The following is a 23,370-nucleotide window of genomic DNA, read 5'->3' as shown; positions in this document are numbered from 1 at the left end:
TGGCGCGTTAAAGCGCGGTGACGAGGCCGGAGAGCTGGCTGGCATCCCCGGCGAGGCTTTTGACCATGACACGCGCCTGGTCCTGCGGGCCGGGAAAGGTCAATTGGTGCTTCGGGGTGACGGTGAAGCCGATCTCGGTGAAATAGCTGGGCGCGCCGATCAGGATGGCAGCGGGCCAGCCGGCGGCCTCGCCTGCCTCCAGCGCGGCGGCGGTGACGGCCTGGCCCAGGCGGCTGCCCCGATGGCTGGGCGCAACGGCGACCGGGCCGTAGAACAGCGCGCGGTCAGCGGCCTTGCCCACTTTCAGCGGCCAGACACGGCAAACGGCAATCACCTTGCCATCCAGCACGGCCACGCGGTTGATCTCTGGCAGGGAGCGCGAATATTCGCGCAGGCGCTCTGCCGTCTTGGCGAAGTGGCCAGGACCAAAGGTGCGGTCGAACAGGTCTTCGATCGCTTCGGCGTGCAGCTGGGGCGTTTCAGGGACAATCTGGGGCATGGCGAGCGCGTTTAGGGCGCATTGGCCTGCGGTTCAAGCAACACTTTCCTGCGGGCTGCTATGCATCAATACTTGATGGAGCAGCCATAGGGCTGCGTATTTGCCGGATTGACGGGCTCGCCAGCCGCCAGGCTGTCCATCGCCGCGCGGACATAATTGGTCGCGGTTTCAAGATCTGCCACCCTGGCCGAGGGTTTGTCGTCAATCGCGCCCTGATAGGCAATCGCGCCTTCGGGCGTGATGATGAACATGTGCGGCGTCGTCTTGGCGCCATAGGCGCGGCCAATCTCTCCACTGGCATCAAGGATGACATGGGCGGGCGTTGCGCCACGCGCGAGGTTCATGTCCAGCACTTCCGCGCCGGTGCGGTGGCCCTGCCTGCCCGGCGCCGAGGAGATGACCGACAGCCAGACCATGTCGCGCTCGGCGGCATCGGTCTGCAGGCCCTGCATGCTGGCGGGCGGGATGGCGTAATGCTTCTGCACGAAGGGACAGCCATCATTGGTCCATTCCAGGATCACGGTCTTGCCGGCGAAATCGGCCAGCGAGACGGTCTCGCCCGATGCGGTGATGCCGGTGAAATCCGGCGCCAGCTCTCCCGGCTCTGTCGCGGCAGAGGCCTGCACAGTGGACGCGATCAGGGCGCCCGCCGTCAGCGCGACGGCTGCGGCCATGCCAGCAGCGATGGAGACATTGCGTCGGCTCATGAACATAGCGGATCTTCCTGTCACAATGGCGCGGCCAATGAGGGGCATCCTGCCCTAATCCTGGCTGACGAGTCCAATGACAAGACTTTTGGAGAGAATCTCCGGCAGGATCTGCGGCTCGGTGCTGCCCGCCGGATACCAGAGATACATCGGCACACCGGCGCGCTGGCGGCGCTTCAGCTCGTCTGCGATGACCGGGTCCTTGCGGGTAAAGTCCGCAACCAGAAAGGCCACGTCATGTTCCTGGAAGGCAGTCTGTACGGCCGACGTCTTCAGCGTCGTCATCTTGTTGAGCTGGCAAGTGGCGCACCATGTGGCCGTGAAGTCCACAAAGACGGGGCGGCCTTGTGCGGTCAGCTCAGCGACGCGCTCCGGGCTCCAGACTTCGGTTTCATATTTCTCCGCATAGAGACTTGAGCCGCCTGCAGCCTGCCCTGCCGTATCGGCGGCATGCACGGCCGGATAGACGAGGCCTGCAACCAGCGCCACCGCCGCGAGGCCCTTCAGCAGCGGACGCGTGCTGCGCTTGCCCAGCCAGATGCCGAACGCAATCAGAGTTGCGCCCGCCACCGCCCAAGCCACAGCGCCAGGGCCAGAGACCGCGCCCAGCGTCCAGAGCAGCAGCGCGGCGGTCAGGAACATCGGGAAGGCAAAGAATTGCTTCAGCGTCTCCATCCAGCGGCCGGGCTTTGGCAGCAGGCGCGAGAGGCCGGGCACGAAGCTGAGGATCAGGTAAGGCAATGCCAGGCCAAAGCCCATGGCAAGGAACACCGCCATCACCGCAATGGCAGGCTTGTCCAGTACAGCGCCAAGGGCCGCGCCGAGGAACGGACCGACACAAGGCGCGCCGACCACAGCGGCAAGCACGCCGGTAAAGAAGGCCCCCATCGCGCCGCTGCGCGAAGCAAGGCCGCTGCCGGTATTCTGGATGGAGCCGCCAAGTTCAAACATGCCGAGCAGCCATAGTCCGATCACGAACATGACCAAGGCCAGTACGGCCACGGTCGGCCCGTTCTGCAACTGGAAGCCCAGCGTGGCCGTGCCGGTGGCCTGACGGATCAGGATGATCGCGAGTGCCAGCGCGGCGAAAGAGACAAGTACACCGCCCGTATACCAGAGGCCATGGCTGCGCACTTCGCCCTCATGGCCGGACGCGACCGCATGCACCATGCCCATCGCCTTGATGGAGAGGACAGGCAGCACGCAGGGCATCAAATTCAAGATCAGGCCGCCAAGCAATGCCGCAAAGATGAGGCCGACAAGACCGGCTCCGCTGCCACCAGCAGCGCGCGAGCGCTTGGCCGGTGTGCCGGATGTGTTGGCAAAGGCCTCCCCCTGCTCTGCCGAAAACGCATAGCCGGTCCGCTCGCCATTCTCGGTTTCCACAACGATGACGCCATCCAGCGTGCCGTCCAGCGCGTCTGCATCCGGCACCAGTTCCAGCGTCGCGCCGTCACTGCCGAAGCTGAGAGGCTGGTCAGCCGGATGGCTGATCTCGTGACCGAAGGGATAGAAGCGAATATCGGAAGACGGATCAAATCCGGAAGTCGATTTCAGGCTGAGCTTCCAGGGCGCGGCAGAGGTATCGATGCGCGCCGCGCCGTCATATTCCAACGGCGCCTGGGCGACCCATTCGCCGATCAATGTACCGTTTTTCGTATCCGGCTCGCTGACGCCGACCGGCAGTGACAGGCTGACTTCTGCCGTTTCCGGCACGCAAATCTCTTCGCAGATCAGATAATCGGCCAGCAGATTGATGCGCACAGTACGTTCGGCATCAGCCGGTATGGTGACCGGGAATGGCAGGACAAGGCGTTCATCATAGCCATAATCCATGATCTCCCCTTCCACGACAGGCAGGAGGTGCGGGATCGGCCAGACGAAATCTCCGAGCGCACCATCGGGGATCGTGCTGCCTTCCAGAAGATCGATTCGCGGCGGCAGGCCGGCATCGCCCGCATTGCGCCAATAGACGTGCCAGCCATCCTCCAGATCCATTTTGAGGGCGACATAGAAGGTCTCGCCCGGCAGGACGGCATGGCGCTCTGAAATCAGTTCCACCATCGCATGCCCGCCATCGACCGGCTCGGCGCGGGCAGCAGGAAAAACAGACAGCAGGGCCAGCGTCAGGCTGGTCAGGAGGGCACGGAGCATGGAGCGTCCTTCGCGTGGAAACGGCGTTTCTTCAGATTTGACGACCATATGCCCGTTCTGGCCAGCATATTGAAGGGCCTCGCTTATTCGTGATCGCCGCAGGGGGCGCGTACAACCCGCATGAAAAAAGGGCGGCTCAACCGGGCCGCCCTCATCTCAGATCTGTTTATTTCAGGCCGGATCAGGCGTCAGCAGGGGCCGCTGCCGGCTGCGCACGCAGGGCACGCTGGATCACGGTCTGCCAGTTCAGCAGGCCCAGCAGGTGCGCATAGATCGCGCCAATCGCGCCATTATTGCGCAGTTCCAGGTACTTATCCTGCGGCAGGGCGTTCAGCTTCTCTTCGGAGATGGCCCAATAGTCAGCGATCTTCTGAGGGTCGCCCGAAGGATTGCCCTCTGCGTCGCGCGGCTGGAAGGAGATGGTCTTCTGCTCGAAAAGATCTGCGTTGCGGATCAGCTTCACGAACTCACCCGTTGCCTGACGCTGGCGCTCGAATTCCTTGCAGAATTCGATGGCATCATTGGTGAACTTGCTCGGCTGGCCGTTTTCGAAGAACGGAATTTCCGGCTGGTTGGTGACCATCGGGGCTTCGCGGTCAACGCAGAGCACCAGGCGGTCGGATTTTTCGTCTGACGCGAACACGAACGGATAGCGGCGCACGAAGGCCGGGACGTAATACTCGTCTGCGACCATGCCTTCATCCGTGACGAAGAGGTTCTGGCCCTGACGCACACCCATGACAGCCACCGGCGTGCGGTCATCACCTACGAAGATGATCGGGTACGACCCTGCAGCCATTCCGAATTCCGTAACGGTTATCGGCACAGCATGGGCTTCACGAAGGAAAGCGAAAGGCTGATCAATCTTTTTAATGCCAAGTCCGGCATGAGCTTCCGCATTCAGTGCTTGCGGCTGCTTGTAAAACATGACTTGACCCGCAAGCGGGCCTGTCCCGCCAGACTGCGGAGTTGCAGGTGTTGTGTTCACGGTTAAGACTCCCGAAATTGTTGGCAAACCGATACCGGAATTAGGCAGAGGCCACAACAGCCGATAGGTCCAGAACTGCAGTGAGGAAAAGGCGATATTTCAGACATGTTTGCATCCTTGATCAGTAAGTCCGGCAAAACCTTCCGTCCCCTGCTTGCCGGACTCACTGCCCTGCCCCTGCTGGTGATGTGCGCGCCGCCGGTCGATGATGCCGGTACGCCGCGGCGCATTGCCCGGCAGGTAGACCAGATGCTGACCTCTATCGCGCAGACCGAACTGGCCGGAGACCCGGAACTGGCCACGCGGCTCGGCCTGTCAAAAGACACGGCGGGCTATGAGTTCAACGCCTATCTGACTGACCGCTCGCAGGCGGCCTATGAACGGATGCGCGTCACCCGGCTGGAGACGCTGGAGGCCCTGCTGGCCGCGCCGCGCCCGGCCGCTGGCGGCGATCAGGCGCGGCATCTGGATACGGTGATCCATGCTTATGAGACCGCCGAGACATTGTTCGTCGCCGGTCACGGGCAAACCGGCCTCGGCCATGCCTATCCCTATGTCGCAGACCATATGCGCGGGGCCTATATCGATATTCCGGACCTGATGACCCGGTCCCATCCGGTCAATACGGCGCAGGAAGCGCGCGATTATGTGGCCCGGCTCAGCCAGATTGCGCCGACGCTGCAGGATGAACGCCGCCGGCTGGAGGCCGATGCGCGGTCTGGCATCGTCCCACCGGTCTTCATTCTGGAGCGCATGCAGACCCTGGCTGAAGAGGCCGGCGCAGGTCCGGCAGAGGAGCATGTCCTGGTCACCACGTTGGAAAACCTTATGGGCGGGCCGGAAGATCTGACCGAAGAAGAGCGCGACAGACTGTTGGAAATGGCCACCGGGCTGGTGCGCGATGAGGTTCTGCCAGCCTATTCGGATTACGGGACCGCGCTGGAAAAGATGAAGGAAAATGCCCCGCAGGAGCCTGGCGTGTGGCAGCTGCCGGATGGCGAAAGCTATTATGACGCCGCGCTGCAGGCTTACACCTATGAGGGCATGACGGCGGAAGCCCTGCACGCGCAGGGCATCGCCGAAGTCGAGCGGCTGAGCGGCGAACTGATGCAGGCGCTGGAGGCACAAGGCTATACAGAGGGAACATTGGCCGAGCGGCTGGCCGCGCTGACGGCGGAGGAAGGCCAGCTTTACGAGGACACACCGGAAGGCCGCGAAGCCCTGCTGGCCCGGCTGCGCCAGCATCTGGCAGAGGCGCAGGCGACGACCGGTGATGTGATGCCCTACATGCCGCGTACGGCGGTCATCGTGCGCGCGGTGCCGGACTTCCTGCAAAGCTCTGCCCCGTCAGCCTTCTACAGTGCCGCGCCGGCAAATGGCTCAGCGCCCGCCCAGTTCGAGATCAATCTGGGCGACATGACCGCCTGGCCGGACTTCACCCTGGCCACGCTGGTCTATCACGAGACCATTCCCGGCCATCATCTGGAAAGCGCGATCACGGCGGAACGCGCGAACCTGCCGCTGATCCGGCAAATGATCTGGAACGTCGCCTATGGCGAGGGCTGGGGCGTCTACAGCGAAGTGCTGGCCGATGATCTGGGCCTGTATGACGAAGACCCGCTGGGCCGGATCGGCTATCTACAATCCATGCTGTTCCGGGCCGCGCGCCTGGTGGCGGATACCGGCGTGCATGAGATGCGCTGGACCCGGCAGGATGCGATTGACTATCTAACAGAGACGACCGGCCTGCCGCGCGCGGCGATGGCCCAGGAAGTGGACCGCTATACGGTATGGCCGGGACAGGCCGCCGCCTATTGGGTCGGCGCGAAACGGATTCTGGATTTGCGCGAACGGGCAGAGCGCGTTCTGGGACCGGATTTCGACCTGAAAGCCTTCCACCAAATCGTGCTGAGCGGCGGCCCGCGGCCCCTGTCCATTCTGGAAGATGATGTGGAGCGCTGGTACATCGAAAAGCTGAACGCCAGCAAATAGACCCTCTTTGGCCGTCAAACCAACGTGCCCCTGCCCCAAAACCGCCATGACTGGATTACCATCCTGTCATCCACTGGACGCCTATTGGAGGGACACACACATGCACATCAAACGGATTATTCTGGGCAGCGTCGCCGCCGCCACCTTACTGGCCGCTTGCGAAACCGAGATGGCGCCAGGGGACAAGGCGGCCACGGAAACGGTCGAAGTCACAGCAAGCCGCATGGAAGATTATTCGGCGACACCGCCACCGCCTGCCCCGCCGCCGCCCGCAATGGCTGGCATGGCAAGCCAATCGAGAGCTATGGCCTCCCCCATGCCCGGCATGGCAGCGCCACAGCCCGAATTCCGCGACAAGTATGAGGATGTTGAGGCGAACCCGGTCAAACTGGTCAGTGAAGAGCCGGTCTCGACCTTTTCCATTGATGTGGACACGGCATCCTATGCCAATGTCCGCCGGTTCCTGGAAAGCGGCGTGCTGCCGCCCAAGGACGCCGTGCGCATCGAGGAAATGATCAATTATTTTGATTACACCTATCCCCAGCCCGGCGCGGAGGAGGCCCCCTTCTCCACCCAGGTGAACATCATGCCCTCTCCGTTCGCGGAGGGACGCGAATTGATGCAGATCGGCATTCAGGGCCGCGACATTGACCGCGAGGCCCGCCCGCCGGTCAATCTGACCCTGCTGATGGACGTCTCGGGGTCCATGTTCTCTGATGACAAGCTGCCACTGGCCAAACAGGCCATCAAGCTGATGCTGGAAGAAATGGAGCCGACGGACACGATTGCCATTGTTGTCTATGCCGGGGCCGCCGGTGAAGTGCTGGAGCCGACACCCGTCAGCGACAAGCGCAAGATTGTTGCCGCGCTGGAAAGTCTGCAGGCTGGCGGTTCGACTGCTGGCGGCGAAGGCCTGCGCCTGGCCTATTCCCTTGCCGAAATGGGCATGAAGGAAGATGCGGTGAACCGCGTGATGCTGCTGACCGATGGCGATTTCAATGTCGGCATTTCAGACCCCGAACAATTGGAGGATTTCGTTTCACGCAAGCGGGACACGGGCATTTACCTCTCCGTGATCGGATTTGGCCGCGGCAATTACAATGATGCGATGATGCAGAAGATCTCTCAGGTCGGGAACGGGACGGCGGCCTATGTCGACACGCTGAGCGAGGCCCGCAAGGTGCTGGCCGACGATCTGTCCGGCAACATGTTTCCGATTGCGGATGATGTGAAGATACAGGTCGAGTTCAACCCGGCCCGCGTCTCTGAGTATCGCCTGATCGGATACGAGACGCGCATGCTGGACCGCGAGGATTTCAACAATGACAAGGTGGATGCGGGCGATATTGGCGCCGGCACCAGCGTGACGGCGATCTATGACATCACGCCGGTCGGCTCATCCGCCGCGCAGATTGATCCGCTACGCTATGGCGACAAGACCAGGCCTGAGGGGGATCTGTCCGGCGAGTATGCCTTTGTGAAACTGCGCTATAAGGCGCCCGGCGCGGCAGACTCCATCCTGCTGGAGCGGCCTGTCACCGACGCAGACCGTGTGGACAGTCTGGACGCCGCCCCGCAATGGGCGCGCTTTGCCACAGCAGTGGCGGGCTTTGGCGAAATGCTGAAAGGGGGTGAGACCCTCAGCGCCGGTTTCGGGTGGGAGGCGATCCGAAATCTGGCATCCGGCGCCAAGGGCCCCGATGAGTTTGGCTATCGGGCAGAATTCATTGAGCTGACCCGGCTGGCAGAGACGGCTGAGGCACAAGCCGCCCTGAACAGACCAGGCCAGGAACAATAGGCTCAGGCGGCGATTGGCGCCGCGTCAGCCCGGTTGTGGCCTGAAAAGCAGACCGGGCTGAAGCCCTCTTCGATGTCGGCGGCCATTGTCTTGCGGGCGGCAGCATCAAATTCCAGCGCCACGAAGACGGCATTCGCGCCATAGCGCTCTGCATCTGCCAGGGCCCAGATCGGCTGAACGTCATTCGGCCGTCCGGACAGTTCAACAACGCGGATGATACGCCATCCATATGTGTCGGGGGCAGCGAAGATCGCCACACCGGCCGAGCGCGCCCAGGGCGCTTCTGTTGCAACACGCTGGAACTGCCAAGCTTTACCGGACTGTCCCCGAAATCTGACTTCGATACCCATGTTCATGCTCCGTTCTGGTAGGTATGTTCCTATAATGTTCCAGAACGTTCCGCAAGAAGTTTTTAGTTAACAGTGGGTTAACGGATTCGGTGAAATTTATTCGACTATCCGGAAGCGGCTGCGGTCGAAAACCCGTAATACCTGCGACAGATCACGGCCCCGGCGCAGCACCTGCCCGGCTTGTCCGTAGACGACGTACTGACCTTGCATGTTCGCGAGATGGGGTTGTTTTTCTATGCGCCAGGTGGGGTTTTCGGCATGGCGGCGGAAGATGGCAAAGATGGCATGGTCCTTGTGCATACCAATCGCGTAATCCCTTGCCTGGCCTGACATGACAAGTCGGCCATAGACATCGAGAATCGGCTGCATCTCTGTTTTGTGGAAAGCGATTCGCGGTTCCGGGGGCGTTATTTTGTGCGGTGTTTCGGCCATTTCTCCCTTTCTCGACTCTCCCGTCACGCGAAAACATGACGTTTAAGCTCGCCTAACGATGATTTAATGCGGATTCGGGGCAATTGGGGCAGATTTGCCATGTTTCCGCCTTGCGTGCGCCCCGCCGGGCAATCATCTTTGAATGGTCGGGCGGAGGTGTTTACCAGGCACCCCGGACCCATCAGCCCCCCCAGCCCCCTGGGGCGCTTGATCAGCTTCTGCCCGACACCTTATCCCTTCCATCCGATACTTATTTGTTTCCGGACCTATTGGGACGCGAGACGGACAAGGCGTCAAGAAGGGGTTTGGCAACACGACCCAGATTCCGGCCGATGCCGGATGCCTGGGCCAGTCGTCTGTCGATGAATGTTCCAAGTTCTTCATCAGAAGGATGGTCCAGCCATTTCATGACTATGGATGGCAGGGCAGCAGCCAGAAGGCCGCGCTTGGAGTATCGATTATAGTCTGTCGCGGTGTCGCCGGCTGCTTCCCACACCATGTCAGCGACCTTCCAGGTCCGCTGCAGGGCGGGCGCGGAGCTCCAGGGCAGCATGCCCTTGATGGCCGCGCGGCGGACAGCCTCCCTATGAGGCTCCAGCGCCTGCAGCCAGGCCAGAATGCCCGCACGCACCTTGCCGGGCACGTTGAGCTGGCTGATATCCTGCGCGGCAAGCGTTTCCCGCGCTGTGTCAGCAGCCTGGTCAAAGAAGGCATCGATCAGGTCTGTGACGCCATTTGGCGCCGCAAGAGCCTGCTGCCCAGGAGACAAACCAGCCGAATCGGCAGCTTTGGTCGCTGCCGCCTCGGTCCAGCCGTCAAAGGGCACTTCCGGAAGCAGGGAATCCAACCAGCGGAACCGAAGGGTTTGGGACGGCGTTGTAGACATAACTGAACCTCATGGCTTAAGGGGCTTGGCCAAAGCCCTACACCCGTGATATAGGCGCCGCTTCCCGGTCTGTCAGGCCGACACATAACCGCATCGGGGCGACGCCCCAAACGAATGGAGAAGAACAATCGTACAGATCGTCGTCCGCGATAACAATGTTGAGCAAGCCCTGCGCGCCCTTAAGAAAAAGATGCAGCGCGAAGGCCTGTTCCGGGAAATGAAGGCCCGTCAGTACTTCGAAAAACCTTCCGAGAAGAAAGCCCGCCAGCGCGCAGAAGCTGTTCGCCGCGCTCGCAAGCTTGCTCGTAAGCGCGCTCAGCGCGAAGGCCTGGTATAGGCCCCTTCCCGGTTATCCGGTTTTCTTAAAAGCCCTGCCAGCCCGCGCTGGCGGGGCTTTTTGCTTTTGGCCCTCCCCTTCCGTCAGCATTGCCGATCAGCAGATCCACGTGTTGAATGGAAAAAACAAAACTGGTGAGGAGATGCCAAATCATGCCGATCAATACTGACGCCGTAGGATCAAAGGGCACGCCGCGCAGCTGGGCGTGGACCTCAAAGGATGCGCTGCTCTATGCGCTTGGGGTTGGCGCGGGCGCGGCAGACCCGGTCGGGTCCGAGCTGGAATTCACGACAGAGAACACGATGGGGGTGGACCAGAAAGTGCTGCCGACATTCGGTGTGCTCGCTGGCTTCAATGCGACAGGCGGCAAGAGTGCCATGTCCAATGCCGGAACCTATGATCCGCGCATGCTGGTACATGGCGAACAGGGCATCCGCCTGCACCGCCCGATCCCGGTGGAGGGCGAGATCACGCTGGTGGACGAAATCACCGGCATTTATGACAAGGGCAAAGGCGCGGTGATCGCGACAAAAGCCGAGGCCACACTGGAAGCGGATGGCAAGCCGCTGTTCGAACTGACGTCTTCCGTCTTCATTGTGGGCGAAGGCGGCTTTGGCGGGGACCGCGGGCCGGCAGATGCCTCCAACAAGGCGCCAGAGCGCGAGCCGGATATCAGCGTCACCTATCAGACCCGCGAGGATCAGGCCCTGCTCTACCGGCTCAGCGGAGATCGCAATCCGCTGCATTCGGACAAGAAATTCTCGGATGTGGGCGGCTTTCCGAAACCCATCCTGCACGGCCTGTGCACCTATGGCTTTACGGGCCGGGCACTGCTCGCCTCTCTGTGCGGGAATGATCCGGCACGCTTCAAGGCAATGCAGGGCCGCTTCTCATCGCCCGTGCTGCCGGGCGAGGCGCTGACCATCAGGATCTGGACCGGCGAAGGCGCTGACGGCACCGCCATCTTCCAGACGGTTGGCGGCGATGGCCGGGTCGTGCTGAACCATGGCGGCTTTGAATTTAGCTGAGTCGGCTGCCAGCAGGCGCAGGGAGACGGCCCCTCAGGCCGCCTTCCTTTTCAGGCCGATCATGCGTTTCAGGGCGCTGCCCATGTCTCCAATGCCCGCGCCATGCACGGCGCCGGCGCGGTAGACCTTGGTGGCACCCCACAGGACCAGCGCGGTCGTGGCGGCCATGATGCCCATCTGCGCCAGGATTTCCCACATGGGCGGGTCCTGCGGCATGCGCAGGATCAGCAGGAACGGCGTGAAGAACGGAATCCATGACGCGATGTTGACGATGGGCGAGCCCGGATCCTGGAAGGCGATGAAGATGGCAAACATCGGCAGCATCAGCAGGATCATCATCGGGCTGAGCAGCGTCTGGGCTTCCTGGATCGTATCGCACAGGGAGCCGAGCGCCATGAAGATGACGCCATACATGACATAGCCCAGCAGGAAGCTGATCAGGCCCGGCACAATGATGGTCGGGTTTAGTAACGCTGACAGGAAGGGCGCGATGAGGCCGCCCGTGCCAGGCACCTGGGATGCAACCACGCTGGCCCCGACAAAGGCAAACAGGCCCCAGGAGATCATCATGGTGGAGGTGACCGCAAACACAGCCAGCAGCTTGCCCGCCAGCAATTGCGGCAGTTTCACAGAGGTCAGCAGCGTGTCGAAGATCTTGTTGGAGCGTTCCTCGATCGTGCCCATCAGCAGATACTGGATGATCGAGAACACCATCAGCCAGAGGAAATAGGCGAGCCCGCCCGCGACAAACATCGGCGCGCGGTCTGCCATCGTCACATCAGCGCCCTCTGCAGTCTGCTCTGCCTCAGGACGGATACGCTTGGCCGGAACCTTGAAAGCGGAATCGTCGACAGTCTGGAGGAAATCCTCTCCAAGGCCTGCATCCTTCAGGGCTTCGCGGCGCGCGAGGCGCAGCATGGCATCTTCGGTCAGATAGCGCAGCTGGGTGACGTTCACATCGTCACTCCAATATTCCAGCTCATTGTTCTCGGGAGACAGGACGAGCGCCGCAAAGAGCGGTTTCTCCCCTGCCGGCCCGGAAACGGTCTTCTCCCCCAGCAGATAGGGACGCAGGCCATCAATCGTATCGGCGGGCGCAGGCACGCGAATGAATTTCCGGTCTGCCGACGAGGTGGAAATCTGCGCGCTCGCCTCATCCGGCATGTCCATCTGGTCTGCCAACTCGCTGGCCGTATCGCGATCCGCTTGCTCCCGGCGCTGGAATTCGGCCTCGATGGCATCGGCATAGAGTGTCGTACCCGGCTCAACCACAGCGTAGTAGCGCACCGGGGAGGACTGCGCGGCAAAGCCTGCCAGGCTGCCGCCAATGATCATGAAAAAGGGCACGGCGGCCAGGCTGAGCCAGAAGCCCCATGCTTTCACATAGCCCAGATAGTCGCGGCGAAAGATCAGCAATATGTTGCGCATCAGGCGGCCTCCCCTTCTGCCGCTTCGGATGCGGCAAGTGCCTCGGCATCGGCTTCGCCCACCAGAGAGACGAAGACATCCCGCAGCCGGGCTTCATCCGGCGCAAAACCCCGGATCGGGGCACCTGCCTCCAGAGCCGCACGCAGGGCATCCTGCGCCTCACGCCCGCGTGGCAGTTCGATGCGCCAGGTGTCGCCCTGGGACTCATCGGCAACACGGCTGGCCTCAAAACCGGCATTGGCGAGCGCCGCCGCCATATCAAAGCCCGGCTCTACCGTGATGCGAGCGCCCTGCCCCAGTGTGGCGAAGGCCTCGGCCAGTGTGCCATCCAGCACTTTGCGGCCCCGCGCCATCATGATGATGCGATCACACAAGCGCTCGGCATGTTCCATCACATGGGTGGAAAACAGGATCGTCGCGCCGCGATCATGCTCGGCGCGAATCAGATCTTCCAGCGCCTGCTGGTTGACCGGATCGAGACCGGAGAAAGGTTCGTCCAGAATCAGGAAATCCGGCCGGTGGGCCAGCGTGGAGAGGATCTGGACCTTTTGCGCCATGCCCTTGGAGAGTTTCGAAATGCGCGCGCGGCTGAATTCATCCAGTCCGGTTGCCTGCAGCAGCTCATCGGCGCGGGCGCGGGCATCGCCTGCCGACAGGCCTTTCAGGCGCGCGAAATGGGTAATCGTGTCCCGGGCGGTCATCTTCTTGTACAGGCCGCGCTCTTCGGGAAGGAAGCCGACGCGCTTCAGGGCTTCGATGCCCGGCGCACTGCCAAACAGCTCTACATGGCCTTCATCCGGCGGCATCACGCCCAGCGCCATGCGCAGGCTGGTGGACTTGCCCGCCCCATTCGGCCCAAGAAAACCGATAATCTGCCCTTCCGGAACTTCCATGGACAAATTGTCGACGGCAGTGAAATGGCCGAAGCGTTTTGTCACCGAGGACAGGACCAAAGGGGAGACGGGCATATGGGTTCAGCCTTTCCCGTACATCACATGATGCACGCAGGTTTTCACTTAGGGTATAAAAGTCATTTGCCTGCAACGCCTTGCCAAGCCCTTAAAGGAGTCGCAGCATACCCGAAATGAAGCGAACTCGGCCCACCTTTCGCCCTTCGGGTTATCCTGTGGGAAGCCAGCCCACGGCCGACCCCGCAGATATTTCGCCTGAACAAAGGTCGCTGCGCAGCTATGCGCTGCAGCTGGCACGCATTGAGGCCGCCCTCGCCAGAATGGAGGCCGGCCAATACGGACGGTGCACGCAATGCAACGCGCCCATCCCGATCCGCCAATTGGAGGCAGACCCGGCCATGTCGGCCTGTTTGGATTGTGTAGAGCCTTCAGACCAGCCGGTCTGACGTGCAGGCGTCAGATCATCACTGCGAACAGCCAGATGAAGAATTGCACGATGAAGGCAAGACCGATCAGCATGACGACGGTGGCCATCCAGCGGCCGCCAAGGTTCAGCACGATGCCAGATCCAACGCCGACAAACGCCATCAGGGCAAGCGCGATGATCCAATGGAGGCCAATTGCAACGGCCAGTGTGGCATAGCCGACCATCATGATGATGATCAGACCGCCCCAAGTGCTTCCCTTGATGAAACCATCCCAGGTCGCCGTCTGATCGGTGATGTCCATTTCTCCGCGATGATATTCGCTGGCTGCCATGTGGGCACTCCCCGTGAAATACGTAACATTCCGGGTAATATATGAGGCGTCGCAGGGGTCAAGCGCGTCAAAGCGCTACAGGTCAGTTCAATTGCTCTTTCTGTCGCGGTTTTTTCGGCGCGAAAGCGGATGGAAGCGGCGCGGCGGGCACGCCCTCTTCCTTCAGAGCCTCTGATTCCTCTGGCGTGGTCTCGCCCCAGATCGGGCGGCTGTCCTGTTCGCCATAGTACATTGAGCGTGCCTCATCGGCGAAACTGTCGCCGACATAATCGAAATTCTCCGCCACATGATCGCGCGCCTTGCGGGCAAACTCGCGCATCATCTGCGCTTCATCCGATCCGGTCTTCGTTTTCGTTTCGGATGTGCGCACCGATGGCGCCATGATCTGCTTGGAGACATTGACGCCGCCGCAATCGATGCAGCTGACCAGCTTGCGGGCGGCCTGGTCGTCAAAGGCCGAGGACGAGGCAAACCATGCCTCGAACTCATGCTCGCAATCGCCACAGATGAGCGCGTATCTGATCATGGCTTTCCTGTCTTATGCCTCCAGCATGGCGTCCAGCTTGCCGGACTTTTCGAGGGCCATCATGTCGTCACAGCCGCCAATGTGCTGATCGCCGATGAAGATTTGCGGGAAGGTGCGGCCGCCATTGGCGCGCTCGACCATTTCGGCCTTCTTCTCGGCATCCATGCCGGCATCAATCTCCTCAAAGGCAACATTCTTCTCTTTCAGGAGAGCGACGGCGCGGCTGCAATAAGGGCAGAACTGGCGCGTATAGATCGTGACATCAGCCATGTTTGAAGCTCCAAATAGTGAAATATGACCCCTTCTATATGGTAACATCTGTTTCGCGCACAACGCGGGCAAGCACCAACACGTCCACTTGTTGCGCCCCTGCCTTCAGCAGGGCACGCGTGCACGCAGACAGGGTGGCCCCCGTCGTCAGCACGTCATCGATCAGGACGACGCGTTTACCCTTCACATGCCCGAGCGCGCGGGGCGAGACTGCAAACGCCCCTGCCACATTGCGGCGGCGCGCCCTGGCAGAGAGCCCGCCCTGCGTCGGCGTGCGCCGCTTGCGTTTCAGGGCGCTGACCCGGCATGGCACGCCGGTTCTCTTCGACAGGGCCATGGCAAGCCAGGCCGACTGGTTGAAGCCGCGCGAGACAAGCCGCGTATAGTGCAAGGGCACGGGAATGATCAGATCGGCCTCTGCCAACAGGGCTTGGCCGGCCTGCGCCATCCAGCCGCTCATCACCTGAATACCGTCGCGTCGGCCGGAGCGCTTGAGGTCCAGCACGATGCGGCGACTGGCCTGTTCATAGACCATGGCGGCGCGGGCACGGGCCCAGCGTGGAGGCCTGGCGATGCAGGGCGCACATTGCGCCCCTGGCCCCAGATCCATCTCCATCGGGCTGCCGCAGCTTTCGCAGACCGGACCGGAAATGAAGCCAATGGCCGCAAATTCGGAGGGCGCCAAAGGCCCCTTGCCCGCGCCCCTCTGGCCGCTGACCAGCGAGCGGGGTGGCCAGAGAAAATCAGCCAGCCCCCGCAAAAACTCCTTTGCCATACGTCCCTGCAGGTCCATATCGCCGCCCATGACCTCCCCGGTATCCCCGCCTGCTGCCCCGCCCCGCCTGTTTGATCGCGCCCGTGTGGCACGCAATCGCGACAGGGCCGCCGCAAACTATCCAGACTATGCGTTCCTGAAGGCGCGCGTGTCGAGAGACATCGCCGAGCGGCTGGAAGATACTTCGCATGAGTTCCCCCACGCGCTGGAGCTGGGCGCACATGATGGCCAGCTGAGCCGGATGCTGATGGAAACCGGCAAGATCGCGCAGATCGAGGCGGCAGATGTCTCCCCGAAAATGGTGGAGCGGATGAAGGCGAACGGCCTGACGGCACGTCAGATGGATGAGGAGATGCTGGAGGTAGAGCCCGCCAGCCTGGACCTGATCGTCTCTGCGCTGTCGCTTCATTGGGTAAACGATCTGCCCGGAACGCTGATCCAGATCCGCAAGGCGCTGAAGCCGGACGGCTTGTTTCTGGGCGCGCTGTTTGGCGCGGGGACCCTCGCGGAGCTGCGCGCCTGCCTGATGGAAGCGGAAACCGAGCTGAAAGGCGGCATTGCCCCGCGCATCTCTCCCCTGCCCGGCCTGCAGGATCTCGCCGCGCTGATGCAGCGCGCAGGCTTTACCCTGCCAGTTGTGGACCGCGAGACCGTGACTGTACGCTATGCCTCTCCGCTGAAGCTGTTGGAGGACCTGAAAGGCATGGGAGAGCGCGCAGCCTTCATGCCGGGCACCGGGCGGCCTCTGCCGCGTAGCGTGCTGATGCGCACGCTGGAGCTGTATCTGGAGACTTATCGCGACCTTGACGGAAAAGTCCGCGCCAGTTTCGAGATTGTGCACCTGTCAGGCTGGGCGCCTGCAGACTCTCAACCCAAGCCGTTGAGGCCCGGCAGCGCAAAAGCCAGCCTGGCGGACGCGGTACGAAAGCATGGAACAGCCTGAACCGGCTGTCTTAGCTCATCGTCGTTTCGACTTCGGCGAACGTGCCATTGATGGAGGTGGCGATGGCTGTGATACCACCGACAATCGCCAAGGCGATCAGACCGATCACCAGGCCATACTCCACGGCCGTGGCACCGGATTCCTGGCGAAAATACTGGCGCAGGGTGGCTTGCAGGTTTGACATGGTCACTCCGAGTCTGACGTTTTACCCGAAAGCACGTCAAACAGGGGAATGTCTGCCGCCGGTGCCGGATAGGTGTGCAGGTCCTGCGGACTGACCCAAGCGAAGCTTTGACCCTCTCTTGGATGCAAGTCGCCCTCCCAGCACTCACATCCGAAAAGTGGCATTAAAAGGTGAAAATCCGGATAACCAAAACTTGCAAAAGTGATTGGTTTCAATGAGTTTTCATCGACCCTGATGCCCAGCTCTTCTTCCAGCTCTCGCACAAGGGCCTGTTCCGGCGTTTCCCCCGCCTCAACCTTGCCGCCGGGAAATTCCCAGAGGCCGGCCATGGATTTCCCTTCGGGCCGCTGGGCCAAAAGCACCCGGCCCTGTTGATCATACAGCGCTGCCGCAACGACGAGCACCATTCGGCGCGTCATGTGCGATAGGCTCCATTGATGTCGACATAGCCATGCGTCAGGTCGCACGTCCAGACCGTGTGGGACTGATCCCCCACCCCGGCATCGACACGGATCGTGAATTCCGACTTGGCGAAGACGGCTGAAGCCTCCACTTCGGAGTAGTTTTCTGCGCGGCTGCCATGTTCGGCTACCTGCACATCATCGAACCAGATCGACAGCTCATCCATCTTGATCGGCTCCAGCGACTTGCCGACGGCCATCACGACCCGGCCCCAGTTTGCGTCGCCTGCCGCCATGGCCGTCTTGATCAGTGGGGAATTTGCAATCTCGCACGCCATGATCTTGGCGGACTGGCAGGAGACCGCGCCCTCGACCGTGATCGTGACAAACTTGCTGGCCCCTTCCCCATCCTTCACGATGAGCTGGGCCAGGTCGAGGCAGACCGTGTGGAGCGCCGTGGCAAAGGCCTCAAAGCGCGGGTCTTCTGCCGACATGATCGGCTCCATCCCGCTGGCACCGGTTGCGAACACCATCAGCGTGTCGGACGTCGACGTGTCGCCATCCACGGTGATGCTGTTGAAGGTCTCGTCGGTAATGTCTTCCAGCAGTTCCTGCAGAAGGGCCGGTGCGATGGCTGCATCGGTGAAGACATAGGAGAGCATGGTCGCCATGTTCGGCGCGATCATGCCGGAGCCCTTGGCGATACCGGCGATGTTCACGCCGCTGCCCTCAATCTCCAGCGACGTGCCCGCACCTTTCGGGAAGGTATCGGTGGTCATGAACGCCCTGGCGGCAGCTTCCCAATCGGGCGCGGCGAGCTTTGCGGCCAGGTCCGGCACGAAGGAACCGACATAGTTCGGGTCTGCGAGGGGTTCACCGATCACGCCCGTTGCGGCCAGGAAGCAGGCCTCCCTTGGCACGTCGAGTGTTTCCGTCAGCGCCTTGAGGGTCGCCTCATTCTTCAGCACGCCCTTCGGGCCGGTGAACGCGTTGGAATTGCCTGAATTGGCGATCAGCGCCCGCGCCGTGCCGCCGCCCGTTTCCAGCGCCTCACGGCACCAGAGCACATCGGCCGATGCCGTGTGCGATACAGTGTAGACCCCGGCGCAGCTGGTGCCTTCATCAAATGCGAAGAGGAACACATCATCACGCGTGATGCCGCGGCGCGCATAAAAGCCACGCGAGCCCGTTGCGGCCCGCACGCCTTTCACATCCGGCAGACCGGGAAAGCTGGCGGGCGCAAAGGGAGAGGGTTTCAGGTTCAAAGTTCGGGTCCTTCTGCATCGGTATCCGTTCCAAGCGTATCTTCGGAACGTTCGGCTTCTTCTGTAATAGAGAAGCCGGATTCCGGCACGACATGGCCGGATTTGCCGCCCTTCTCAATAGTCGCTTCCGTGCGCAGGCGACGCAGGATCTTGCTGACCTGGTTGAGCGTCAGGAAGGTGACGATTTCCGGCCGCATCTCTTCGCGGCTTTTCGGCGGACTTGTGCGGCGGTCCTTCACCTTGATGATGTGCCAGCCATCTGCGGACTGGAAGGGCTCGGAAACGCCGCCAACCTTGGTATTGGCAATTGCAACCGGAAACGGGTCCGGCAAATCATTCGGCGCGACATAGCCGAGATCACCGTTTTCCATCCGCGTGGATGTATCGAGCGAGTTCGCGACCACGAGGCTCTCAAAGGTTTTGCCGTCCTGTATCTCCTGATAGACGCGGCGGGCATCCTCTTCGGTATCAAGCAAGATGTGCGCAACGGAAACCTCGTCATTGTCCTGCTGCAGCAGGACCTGTTCCTTGTACATCGCCTCGATACTGTCGTCGGTCACGTCGGAGGCGACGAGGTTTTCAACGAGGAGATTGCCGAGAATGCGTTCGCGCGCCATTTCCAGCCGGCGCCTGGCCGCAGGCGTCTTGGCCAGGCCGCGCGCCATTGCCTCCTGCGCCATCAGCTTCTGATCGATCAGCTGATCGAGCACCAAATCGTAATTCTCATCGCCGGGGCCAAACTCCTCCCCCGGTGTGATCAGGCCGCGGGCAACTGCTTCCAGCTCGATATCGCTGACATAAATCGGATCATTATTCACCCTGACAGCCGTCACACCTTCGACCTGGATAGAGGGTTCTTCTTCCTCAGGAGACCCACAGCTACTGAGGGCAACAAGAGACAAGGCCGCCAAGAGGGACGGCAAGGATTTCAAAAAGGGCTTCTGTGGCAGCACGGTAAAGTCTCCTTTGGGCTGAGGGCGCTGCATTGACACCCCAATGCGGCGTTCTTAAGTCTGACCCGCGCGTTGGTCGAGAGGTTTCGGCCAACGGATGCGCGGTGGGAGAACCCGCAAAGATCCTGTCCGGCCTGCTGTCAGGATCAGAGTTTTGTCGCCCCAGATCAATTGGTGCTGCCTGATATGCTTTCTGTTGCCCGCAAGATTTTCGGTACGGTTAATGACCGCAAGCTGAAACCCCTACGAGCCCGCGTCAACCGGATTAACGCCCTGGAACCCATGATGGAGGCCCTCTCGGACGAGGCCCTTCAAGGCAAGACTGCCGAGTTCCGCAAGCGCCTCGCCGATGGCGCCTCCCTGGACAGCCTCTTGGAAGAGGCCTTCGCTGTTGTTCGCGAAGGCGCCAAGCGCTCTCTCGGGATGCGTCACTTCGATGTGCAGCTGATGGGCGGTATGGTCCTCCACTCCGGGAATATCGCAGAGATGCGCACCGGTGAGGGCAAGACGCTGGTTGCCACCCTGCCCGTCTATCTGAATGCCCTTGAGGGCAAGGGCGTTCACGTTATCACGGTGAACGATTACCTGGCCAAGCGTGACGCCGAATGGATGGCACAAGTCTATGGCTTCCTCGGCATGTCGACCGGCATCATCGTTCACGGCATCACGGATGAAGAACGCAAGCACGCCTATGCCTGTGACATCACCTATGGCACGAACAATGAGTTCGGCTTCGACTATCTACGCGACAACATGAAATACTCGCTGGAGCAGATGGCCCAGCGGGGACACCATTATGCGATCGTCGACGAGGTGGACTCCATCCTGATCGACGAAGCGCGGACGCCGCTGATCATCTCCGGCCCAACCGATGACCGCTCTGACCTCTATATCGCGCTCGACGCGCTGATGCCGCGCCTGACGGATGAGGATTATGAGCTCGACGAGAAACAGCGCTCGGTCACCTACACAGAAATCGGTACGGAGAAGCTGGAAAACTGGCTGACAGAATCCGGTACGCTGGAAGGCTCCATGTGGGAGCCGGCCAATATCTCCATCGTCCACCACGCGAACCAGGCCCTGCGCGCGCACAAGCTGTACGCCCGCGACAAGGATTATATCGTCAAGGACGGCCAGGTGATGCTGATTGACGAGTTCACCGGCCGCATGATGGAAGGCCGCCGGCTGTCCGAAGGCCTTCACCAGGCCATCGAGGCCAAGGAAAAGGTGGACATCAAGCCCGAGAACCAGACGCTGGCCTCAATCACCTTCCAGAACTATTTCCGCCTCTACAAGAAGCTGGCCGGCATGACCGGTACGGCGCTGACAGAGGCCGACGAATTTGCCGACATCTACAAGCTGGGCGTTGCCGACCTGCCGACCAACAAGCCGATCCAGCGGATCGACGAAGACGATATCGTCTACCGGACCGCCAAGGCGAAGTACGCAGAGATCGTCAAGGATGTGCGCGAGTGTCATGCCAAGGGTCAGCCGATCCTGCTGGGCACCGCCTCCATCGAGAAATCCGAAATCCTGTCCAATCTGCTGACGACTGCGAAGATTCCGCACAAGGTGCTGAATGCGCGCCACCACGAGCAGGAAGCCCATATCGTCGCGAATGCCGGTGTGCCCGGCGCGGTGACGGTCGCCACCAACATGGCTGGCCGCGGGACGGACATCCAGCTGGGTGGCAATTTCGACATGCGCCTCGAACAGGAAAAGGCCGAGCAGGAAGAGAAGCTGGGCCGGGAGCTGACCGAAGGCGAATTGTCCGTACTGATCAGCCAGATCAAGGCGGATATCGAGGTCAAGAAAAAGCAGGCACTGGATGCTGGTGGCCTGTACGTTCTGGGCACGGAACGCCACGAAAGCCGCCGGATCGATAACCAGCTGCGCGGCCGGACGGGCCGTCAGGGCGACCCGGGCAAATCGAAATTCTATATCTCCATCGAAGATGATTTGATGCGTATCTTCGCCGCCGAGCGCATGGACGCCGTGATGCGCCGCCTTGGCATCAAGGAAGATGAGGGGATCACCCACCCCTGGATGAACAAGGCGATGGAAACATCGCAGAAGAAAATCGAGCAGCGGAACTTCGATATCCGTAAAAACGTCCTCAAATATGATGACGTGATCAATGATCAGCGCAAAGCCATGTTCGAACAACGCATGGAGTTCATGCGGGCCGAGAACGTGACCGACACGATCCGCGACATGCGCGAAGACGTGATTGACGCGCTGGTAGCCCGCACGATGCCTGAAAAGGCGTATGCAGAGCAATGGGACATGGACGGCCTGTCCGAAGCCCTGCGCAATGACTTCGCCATCGACATGCCGGTCAAGGAATGGGCCGCCGAAGAAGGCGTCGCGAACAATGAAGTTGCCCAGCGCATCCGCGATGGCGTCGAGAAAGTCTACGAAGCCATCAGCCAGCAGGTTGGCCAGGAACAGATGCAGCGCATTGAGAAGCAGGTTCTGCTTCAGGTGCTGGACATGCGTTGGCGCGAACACCTTCAGATGATCGACCAGCTGCGCTCAGTCATCCACCTGCGCTCCTACGGGCAACGCGATCCGCTGAACGAGTTCAAGGAAGAAGCCTTCAACCTGTTCTACAATCTGCTGAACGAACTGCGCGCCACGGTGACCCGCTCGCTGATGCATATCCGTGTGCAGCCGCCCGCCCAGGAACAGCCGCGCCGCCCTGTGCCGCAGGCACCACAGCCTAAACCGCAGCAAGCACAACCAAAGCAGACGCCACCTATCCACGAAACCCACCTCGACCCGGATACCGGGATGAATGAGATGGACCCGGAAGACGACACGCCTCCTCCGGGACCGGAACTTCACCAGGCAGAGGAAAGCTGGGCCAATACGCCCCGTAACGCCGCCTGCCCGTGCGGCTCCGGCAAGAAGTTCAAGCACTGCCACGGCGCGCTGACCACACAAAAAGTGTAATTCTGATATGGCCCGGCTGATCATGCTGTCGGGCCTGCCGGGATCTGGAAAGTCGACCCTTGGCCAGGAATTGGCCAGGCGAACCGGCGCAATCCTTGTCAGGATTGACGTGCTTGAACAGGATTTGCGAAATAGGCATGACAGCCGTTTTGATGTTGGTACCGCAGGCTATAAGGCGGGATACAACCTCGCAGCCCGCCACCTGAGATCCGGTCATCAGGTTATCGCAGACGCGGTAAACGCCGTTGAGGCCGCCCGGAAAGGCTGGCGCAAGGCTGCCCATCAGTCAGGCGTGCCAGCTATCGAGATCGAGATTTTCTGCTCATCTCTTGAAGAGGCAGAAACTCGCCTGAAAACTCGAGATACGGGAATTGAGGGACTGCATCCTGTGAGTCTGGAAGACAGACAGCAAAGGCGATGGCAAGACAATCCGCAGGCCAATCTCCGGCTCGACACGGCTGGCCGCTCCATTGAGGCATGCACGGATGAAATCGAGCGCTTTCTGAACAGTCTGACCTAGTCCTGTCTATTCCCCCGGGAACCGTTTCCCTCTTGCCGCGTTAACCATGCCGAAGCCTCAACAAGGAGACTCTTCATGGGACGGACTTTGACGTTCATCATTGCCTTTATTTGCGTTGCATTCCTGCTGGTTCTCGGCTGGTTCTATTTTCAGGAAGGCTCATTTGAAGGTGCCGGTGAACGCATGGATACCGCCATCGAAAACCTTCCGGAAGAAGCCTCCGAAATGGCAGATGATGTATCTGATGCCGCCGATGAAGTGTCCCGGGAACTGGATGAACAGGCCCACGACCCGAATTGAGGCACACCC

26 protein-coding genes are annotated in these 23,370 nt (G+C 61.1%); 8 read left to right on the top strand and 18 right to left on the bottom strand.

The window, feature by feature from the left end:
- Positions 1-7: 7 nt before the first annotated feature.
- From HY29_RS18015 to HY29_RS18000, 4 genes are all read right to left on the bottom strand, one after another.
- Complete coding sequence (locus HY29_RS18015) at positions 8-499, bottom strand: GNAT family N-acetyltransferase (RefSeq protein WP_034799813.1); 492 nt, start codon at positions 497-499, stop codon at positions 8-10.
- A 65-nt stretch (positions 500-564) separates the two neighbouring features.
- Positions 565-1,206: a redoxin domain-containing protein gene (locus HY29_RS18010; RefSeq protein ID WP_241765262.1), complete on the bottom strand. Its 642-nt coding sequence runs from the start codon at positions 1,204-1,206 to the stop codon at positions 565-567.
- A gap of 54 nt (positions 1,207-1,260) precedes the next feature.
- Positions 1,261-3,360 (bottom strand): protein-disulfide reductase DsbD family protein, encoded by a 2,100-nt coding sequence (locus HY29_RS18005; RefSeq protein WP_034799870.1) that lies wholly within the window; start codon positions 3,358-3,360, stop codon positions 1,261-1,263.
- Positions 3,361-3,541: 181 nt separating this feature from the next.
- Positions 3,542-4,348: a SapC family protein gene (locus HY29_RS18000; RefSeq protein ID WP_034799809.1), complete on the bottom strand. Its 807-nt coding sequence runs from the start codon at positions 4,346-4,348 to the stop codon at positions 3,542-3,544.
- Between the two features lie 105 nt (positions 4,349-4,453).
- Here HY29_RS18000 and HY29_RS17995 point away from each other — a divergent pair, with 105 nt between their 5' ends.
- Complete coding sequence (locus tag HY29_RS17995; RefSeq protein WP_034799807.1) at positions 4,454-6,340, top strand: DUF885 domain-containing protein; 1,887 nt, start codon at positions 4,454-4,456, stop codon at positions 6,338-6,340.
- A gap of 100 nt (positions 6,341-6,440) precedes the next feature.
- Entirely contained in the window at positions 6,441-8,138 is a 1,698-nt protein-coding gene (locus HY29_RS17990; protein WP_034799805.1) for a vWA domain-containing protein, read from the top strand.
- Positions 8,139-8,140: 2 nt separating this feature from the next.
- Here HY29_RS17990 and HY29_RS17985 read toward each other — a convergent pair whose 3' ends face one another.
- From HY29_RS17985 to HY29_RS17975, 3 genes are all read right to left on the bottom strand, one after another.
- Positions 8,141-8,488, bottom strand: coding sequence for a hypothetical protein (locus HY29_RS17985; protein WP_155838422.1), 348 nt, complete (start codon positions 8,486-8,488; stop codon positions 8,141-8,143).
- Positions 8,489-8,584: 96 nt separating this feature from the next.
- Positions 8,585-8,920, bottom strand: a complete 336-nt coding sequence (locus HY29_RS17980; RefSeq protein ID WP_034799801.1) for a DUF2794 domain-containing protein — start codon at positions 8,918-8,920, stop codon at positions 8,585-8,587.
- 250 nt (positions 8,921-9,170) lie between these two features.
- The gene (locus HY29_RS17975) at positions 9,171-9,806 is read right to left on the bottom strand and encodes a COQ9 family protein (RefSeq protein ID WP_051601790.1); all 636 of its coding nucleotides are present in this window, start codon (positions 9,804-9,806) and stop codon (positions 9,171-9,173) included.
- Between the two features lie 127 nt (positions 9,807-9,933).
- Between HY29_RS17975 and rpsU the strand changes: the two genes are divergently transcribed.
- Positions 9,934-10,143 carry a 30S ribosomal protein S21 gene (gene rpsU / locus HY29_RS19105; protein ID WP_027836925.1) on the top strand — a complete coding sequence of 70 codons (210 nt, stop codon included), beginning with the start codon at positions 9,934-9,936 and terminating at the stop codon, positions 10,141-10,143.
- Positions 10,144-10,168: 25 nt separating this feature from the next.
- Here rpsU and HY29_RS19310 read toward each other — a convergent pair whose 3' ends face one another.
- Positions 10,169-10,306 (bottom strand): hypothetical protein, encoded by a 138-nt coding sequence (locus HY29_RS19310; protein ID WP_155838421.1) that lies wholly within the window; start codon positions 10,304-10,306, stop codon positions 10,169-10,171.
- Between HY29_RS19310 and HY29_RS17965 the strand changes: the two genes are divergently transcribed.
- Positions 10,296-11,171 (top strand): MaoC/PaaZ C-terminal domain-containing protein, encoded by an 876-nt coding sequence (locus HY29_RS17965; RefSeq protein WP_034799798.1) that lies wholly within the window; start codon positions 10,296-10,298, stop codon positions 11,169-11,171. The two genes, HY29_RS19310 and HY29_RS17965, sit on opposite strands and share 11 nt — an antisense overlap.
- Before the next feature lie 33 nt (positions 11,172-11,204).
- Here the strand turns inward: HY29_RS17965 and HY29_RS17960 are convergent, their stop codons facing one another.
- The 6 genes from HY29_RS17960 to HY29_RS17935 form a co-directional block, all read right to left on the bottom strand.
- A complete protein-coding gene (locus tag HY29_RS17960) occupies positions 11,205-12,599 on the bottom strand; it encodes an ABC transporter permease (RefSeq protein ID WP_034799796.1) in 1,395 nt (464 codons plus the stop codon).
- The gene (locus HY29_RS17955) at positions 12,599-13,567 is read right to left on the bottom strand and encodes an ABC transporter ATP-binding protein (protein ID WP_034799794.1); all 969 of its coding nucleotides are present in this window, start codon (positions 13,565-13,567) and stop codon (positions 12,599-12,601) included. Before HY29_RS17955 ends, HY29_RS17960 begins: the two co-directional genes overlap by 1 nt.
- 399 nt (positions 13,568-13,966) lie before the next feature.
- Positions 13,967-14,269: an aa3-type cytochrome c oxidase subunit IV gene (locus HY29_RS17950; RefSeq protein WP_034799792.1), complete on the bottom strand. Its 303-nt coding sequence runs from the start codon at positions 14,267-14,269 to the stop codon at positions 13,967-13,969.
- 82 nt (positions 14,270-14,351) lie between these two features.
- Positions 14,352-14,795: a DUF1178 family protein gene (locus HY29_RS17945; RefSeq protein ID WP_034799790.1), complete on the bottom strand. Its 444-nt coding sequence runs from the start codon at positions 14,793-14,795 to the stop codon at positions 14,352-14,354.
- A gap of 12 nt (positions 14,796-14,807) precedes the next feature.
- On the bottom strand, positions 14,808-15,065 hold the full coding sequence (grxC, locus tag HY29_RS17940; RefSeq protein ID WP_034799789.1) for a glutaredoxin 3: 258 nt from the start codon (positions 15,063-15,065) through the stop codon (positions 14,808-14,810).
- Positions 15,066-15,099: 34 nt separating this feature from the next.
- A complete protein-coding gene (locus HY29_RS17935; RefSeq protein ID WP_051601788.1) occupies positions 15,100-15,870 on the bottom strand; it encodes a ComF family protein in 771 nt (256 codons plus the stop codon).
- Here HY29_RS17935 and HY29_RS17930 point away from each other — a divergent pair.
- On the top strand, positions 15,869-16,783 hold the full coding sequence (locus tag HY29_RS17930) for a methyltransferase domain-containing protein (RefSeq protein WP_034799788.1): 915 nt from the start codon (positions 15,869-15,871) through the stop codon (positions 16,781-16,783). The genes HY29_RS17935 and HY29_RS17930 overlap by 2 nt on opposite strands.
- Positions 16,784-16,793: 10 nt before the next feature.
- On the opposite strand, the gene HY29_RS19100 is transcribed toward HY29_RS17930, so the two are convergent.
- The 4 genes from HY29_RS19100 to HY29_RS17915 are packed head-to-tail and all read right to left on the bottom strand — an operon-like array spanning position 16,794 to position 19,586.
- Positions 16,794-16,967 (bottom strand): Flp family type IVb pilin, encoded by a 174-nt coding sequence (locus HY29_RS19100; protein ID WP_081811501.1) that lies wholly within the window; start codon positions 16,965-16,967, stop codon positions 16,794-16,796.
- A gap of 2 nt (positions 16,968-16,969) precedes the next feature.
- Positions 16,970-17,374, bottom strand: a complete 405-nt coding sequence (gene mutT / locus HY29_RS17925; RefSeq protein WP_241765261.1) for an 8-oxo-dGTP diphosphatase MutT — start codon at positions 17,372-17,374, stop codon at positions 16,970-16,972.
- An 8-nt stretch (positions 17,375-17,382) separates the two neighbouring features.
- Positions 17,383-18,633, bottom strand: coding sequence for a bifunctional glutamate N-acetyltransferase/amino-acid acetyltransferase ArgJ (argJ, locus tag HY29_RS17920; RefSeq protein ID WP_034799786.1), 1,251 nt, complete (start codon positions 18,631-18,633; stop codon positions 17,383-17,385).
- Entirely contained in the window at positions 18,630-19,586 is a 957-nt protein-coding gene (locus HY29_RS17915) for a peptidylprolyl isomerase (protein WP_162176763.1), read from the bottom strand. The genes argJ and HY29_RS17915 overlap by 4 nt, the downstream gene beginning before the upstream one ends.
- A gap of 186 nt (positions 19,587-19,772) precedes the next feature.
- Between HY29_RS17915 and secA the strand changes: the two genes are divergently transcribed.
- The 3 genes from secA to HY29_RS17900 all read left to right on the top strand — a co-directional run bounded on the left by secA (position 19,773) and on the right by HY29_RS17900 (position 23,361).
- Positions 19,773-22,541, top strand: coding sequence for a preprotein translocase subunit SecA (gene secA / locus HY29_RS17910; RefSeq protein WP_034799863.1), 2,769 nt, complete (start codon positions 19,773-19,775; stop codon positions 22,539-22,541).
- A 7-nt stretch (positions 22,542-22,548) separates the two neighbouring features.
- Positions 22,549-23,061 carry a P-loop nucleotide/nucleoside kinase family protein gene (locus HY29_RS17905; RefSeq protein WP_034799785.1) on the top strand — a complete coding sequence of 171 codons (513 nt, stop codon included), beginning with the start codon at positions 22,549-22,551 and terminating at the stop codon, positions 23,059-23,061.
- Positions 23,062-23,136: 75 nt separating this feature from the next.
- On the top strand, positions 23,137-23,361 hold the full coding sequence (locus HY29_RS17900; RefSeq protein WP_034799784.1) for a hypothetical protein: 225 nt from the start codon (positions 23,137-23,139) through the stop codon (positions 23,359-23,361).
- Positions 23,362-23,370 lie beyond the last annotated feature (9 nt).

The organism is Hyphomonas beringensis, assembly GCF_000682755.1.
In the GTDB taxonomy this organism is placed as follows: Bacteria; Pseudomonadota; Alphaproteobacteria; order Caulobacterales; family Hyphomonadaceae; genus Hyphomonas; species Hyphomonas beringensis.
This window is presented reverse-complemented; position numbering and strand designations above follow the sequence as displayed.

Bases quoted from the DNA above. Each gene is read 5' to 3' on its own strand.
- HY29_RS17945 (WP_034799790.1), bottom strand. From the start codon at position 14,795: ATGATCAGATACGCGCTCATCTGTGGCGATTGCGAGCATGAGTTCGAG.
- HY29_RS17985 (WP_155838422.1), bottom strand. From the start codon at position 8,488: ATGGGTATCGAAGTCAGATTTCGGGGACAGTCCGGTAAAGCTTGGCAG.
- HY29_RS18015 (WP_034799813.1), bottom strand. From the start codon at position 499: ATGCCCCAGATTGTCCCTGAAACGCCCCAGCTGCACGCCGAAGCGATC.
- HY29_RS17955 (WP_034799794.1), bottom strand. From the start codon at position 13,567: ATGCCCGTCTCCCCTTTGGTCCTGTCCTCGGTGACAAAACGCTTCGGC.
- HY29_RS17990 (WP_034799805.1), top strand. From the start codon at position 6,441: ATGCACATCAAACGGATTATTCTGGGCAGCGTCGCCGCCGCCACCTTA.
- HY29_RS17960 (WP_034799796.1), bottom strand. From the start codon at position 12,599: ATGCGCAACATATTGCTGATCTTTCGCCGCGACTATCTGGGCTATGTG.
- grxC (WP_034799789.1), bottom strand. From the start codon at position 15,065: ATGGCTGATGTCACGATCTATACGCGCCAGTTCTGCCCTTATTGCAGC.
- HY29_RS18010 (WP_241765262.1), bottom strand. From the start codon at position 1,206: ATGAGCCGACGCAATGTCTCCATCGCTGCTGGCATGGCCGCAGCCGTC.
- HY29_RS17900 (WP_034799784.1), top strand. From the start codon at position 23,137: ATGGGACGGACTTTGACGTTCATCATTGCCTTTATTTGCGTTGCATTC.
- HY29_RS17975 (WP_051601790.1), bottom strand. From the start codon at position 9,806: ATGTCTACAACGCCGTCCCAAACCCTTCGGTTCCGCTGGTTGGATTCC.
- HY29_RS18005 (WP_034799870.1), bottom strand. From the start codon at position 3,360: ATGCTCCGTGCCCTCCTGACCAGCCTGACGCTGGCCCTGCTGTCTGTT.
- secA (WP_034799863.1), top strand. From the start codon at position 19,773: ATGCTTTCTGTTGCCCGCAAGATTTTCGGTACGGTTAATGACCGCAAG.
- HY29_RS17995 (WP_034799807.1), top strand. From the start codon at position 4,454: ATGTTTGCATCCTTGATCAGTAAGTCCGGCAAAACCTTCCGTCCCCTG.
- HY29_RS17930 (WP_034799788.1), top strand. From the start codon at position 15,869: ATGACCTCCCCGGTATCCCCGCCTGCTGCCCCGCCCCGCCTGTTTGAT.
- HY29_RS19100 (WP_081811501.1), bottom strand. From the start codon at position 16,967: ATGTCAAACCTGCAAGCCACCCTGCGCCAGTATTTTCGCCAGGAATCC.
- HY29_RS17935 (WP_051601788.1), bottom strand. From the start codon at position 15,870: ATGGGCGGCGATATGGACCTGCAGGGACGTATGGCAAAGGAGTTTTTG.
- HY29_RS17980 (WP_034799801.1), bottom strand. From the start codon at position 8,920: ATGGCCGAAACACCGCACAAAATAACGCCCCCGGAACCGCGAATCGCT.
- HY29_RS17950 (WP_034799792.1), bottom strand. From the start codon at position 14,269: ATGGCAGCCAGCGAATATCATCGCGGAGAAATGGACATCACCGATCAG.
- mutT (WP_241765261.1), bottom strand. From the start codon at position 17,374: ATGGTGCTCGTCGTTGCGGCAGCGCTGTATGATCAACAGGGCCGGGTG.
- HY29_RS17965 (WP_034799798.1), top strand. From the start codon at position 10,296: ATGCCGATCAATACTGACGCCGTAGGATCAAAGGGCACGCCGCGCAGC.
- HY29_RS17905 (WP_034799785.1), top strand. From the start codon at position 22,549: ATGGCCCGGCTGATCATGCTGTCGGGCCTGCCGGGATCTGGAAAGTCG.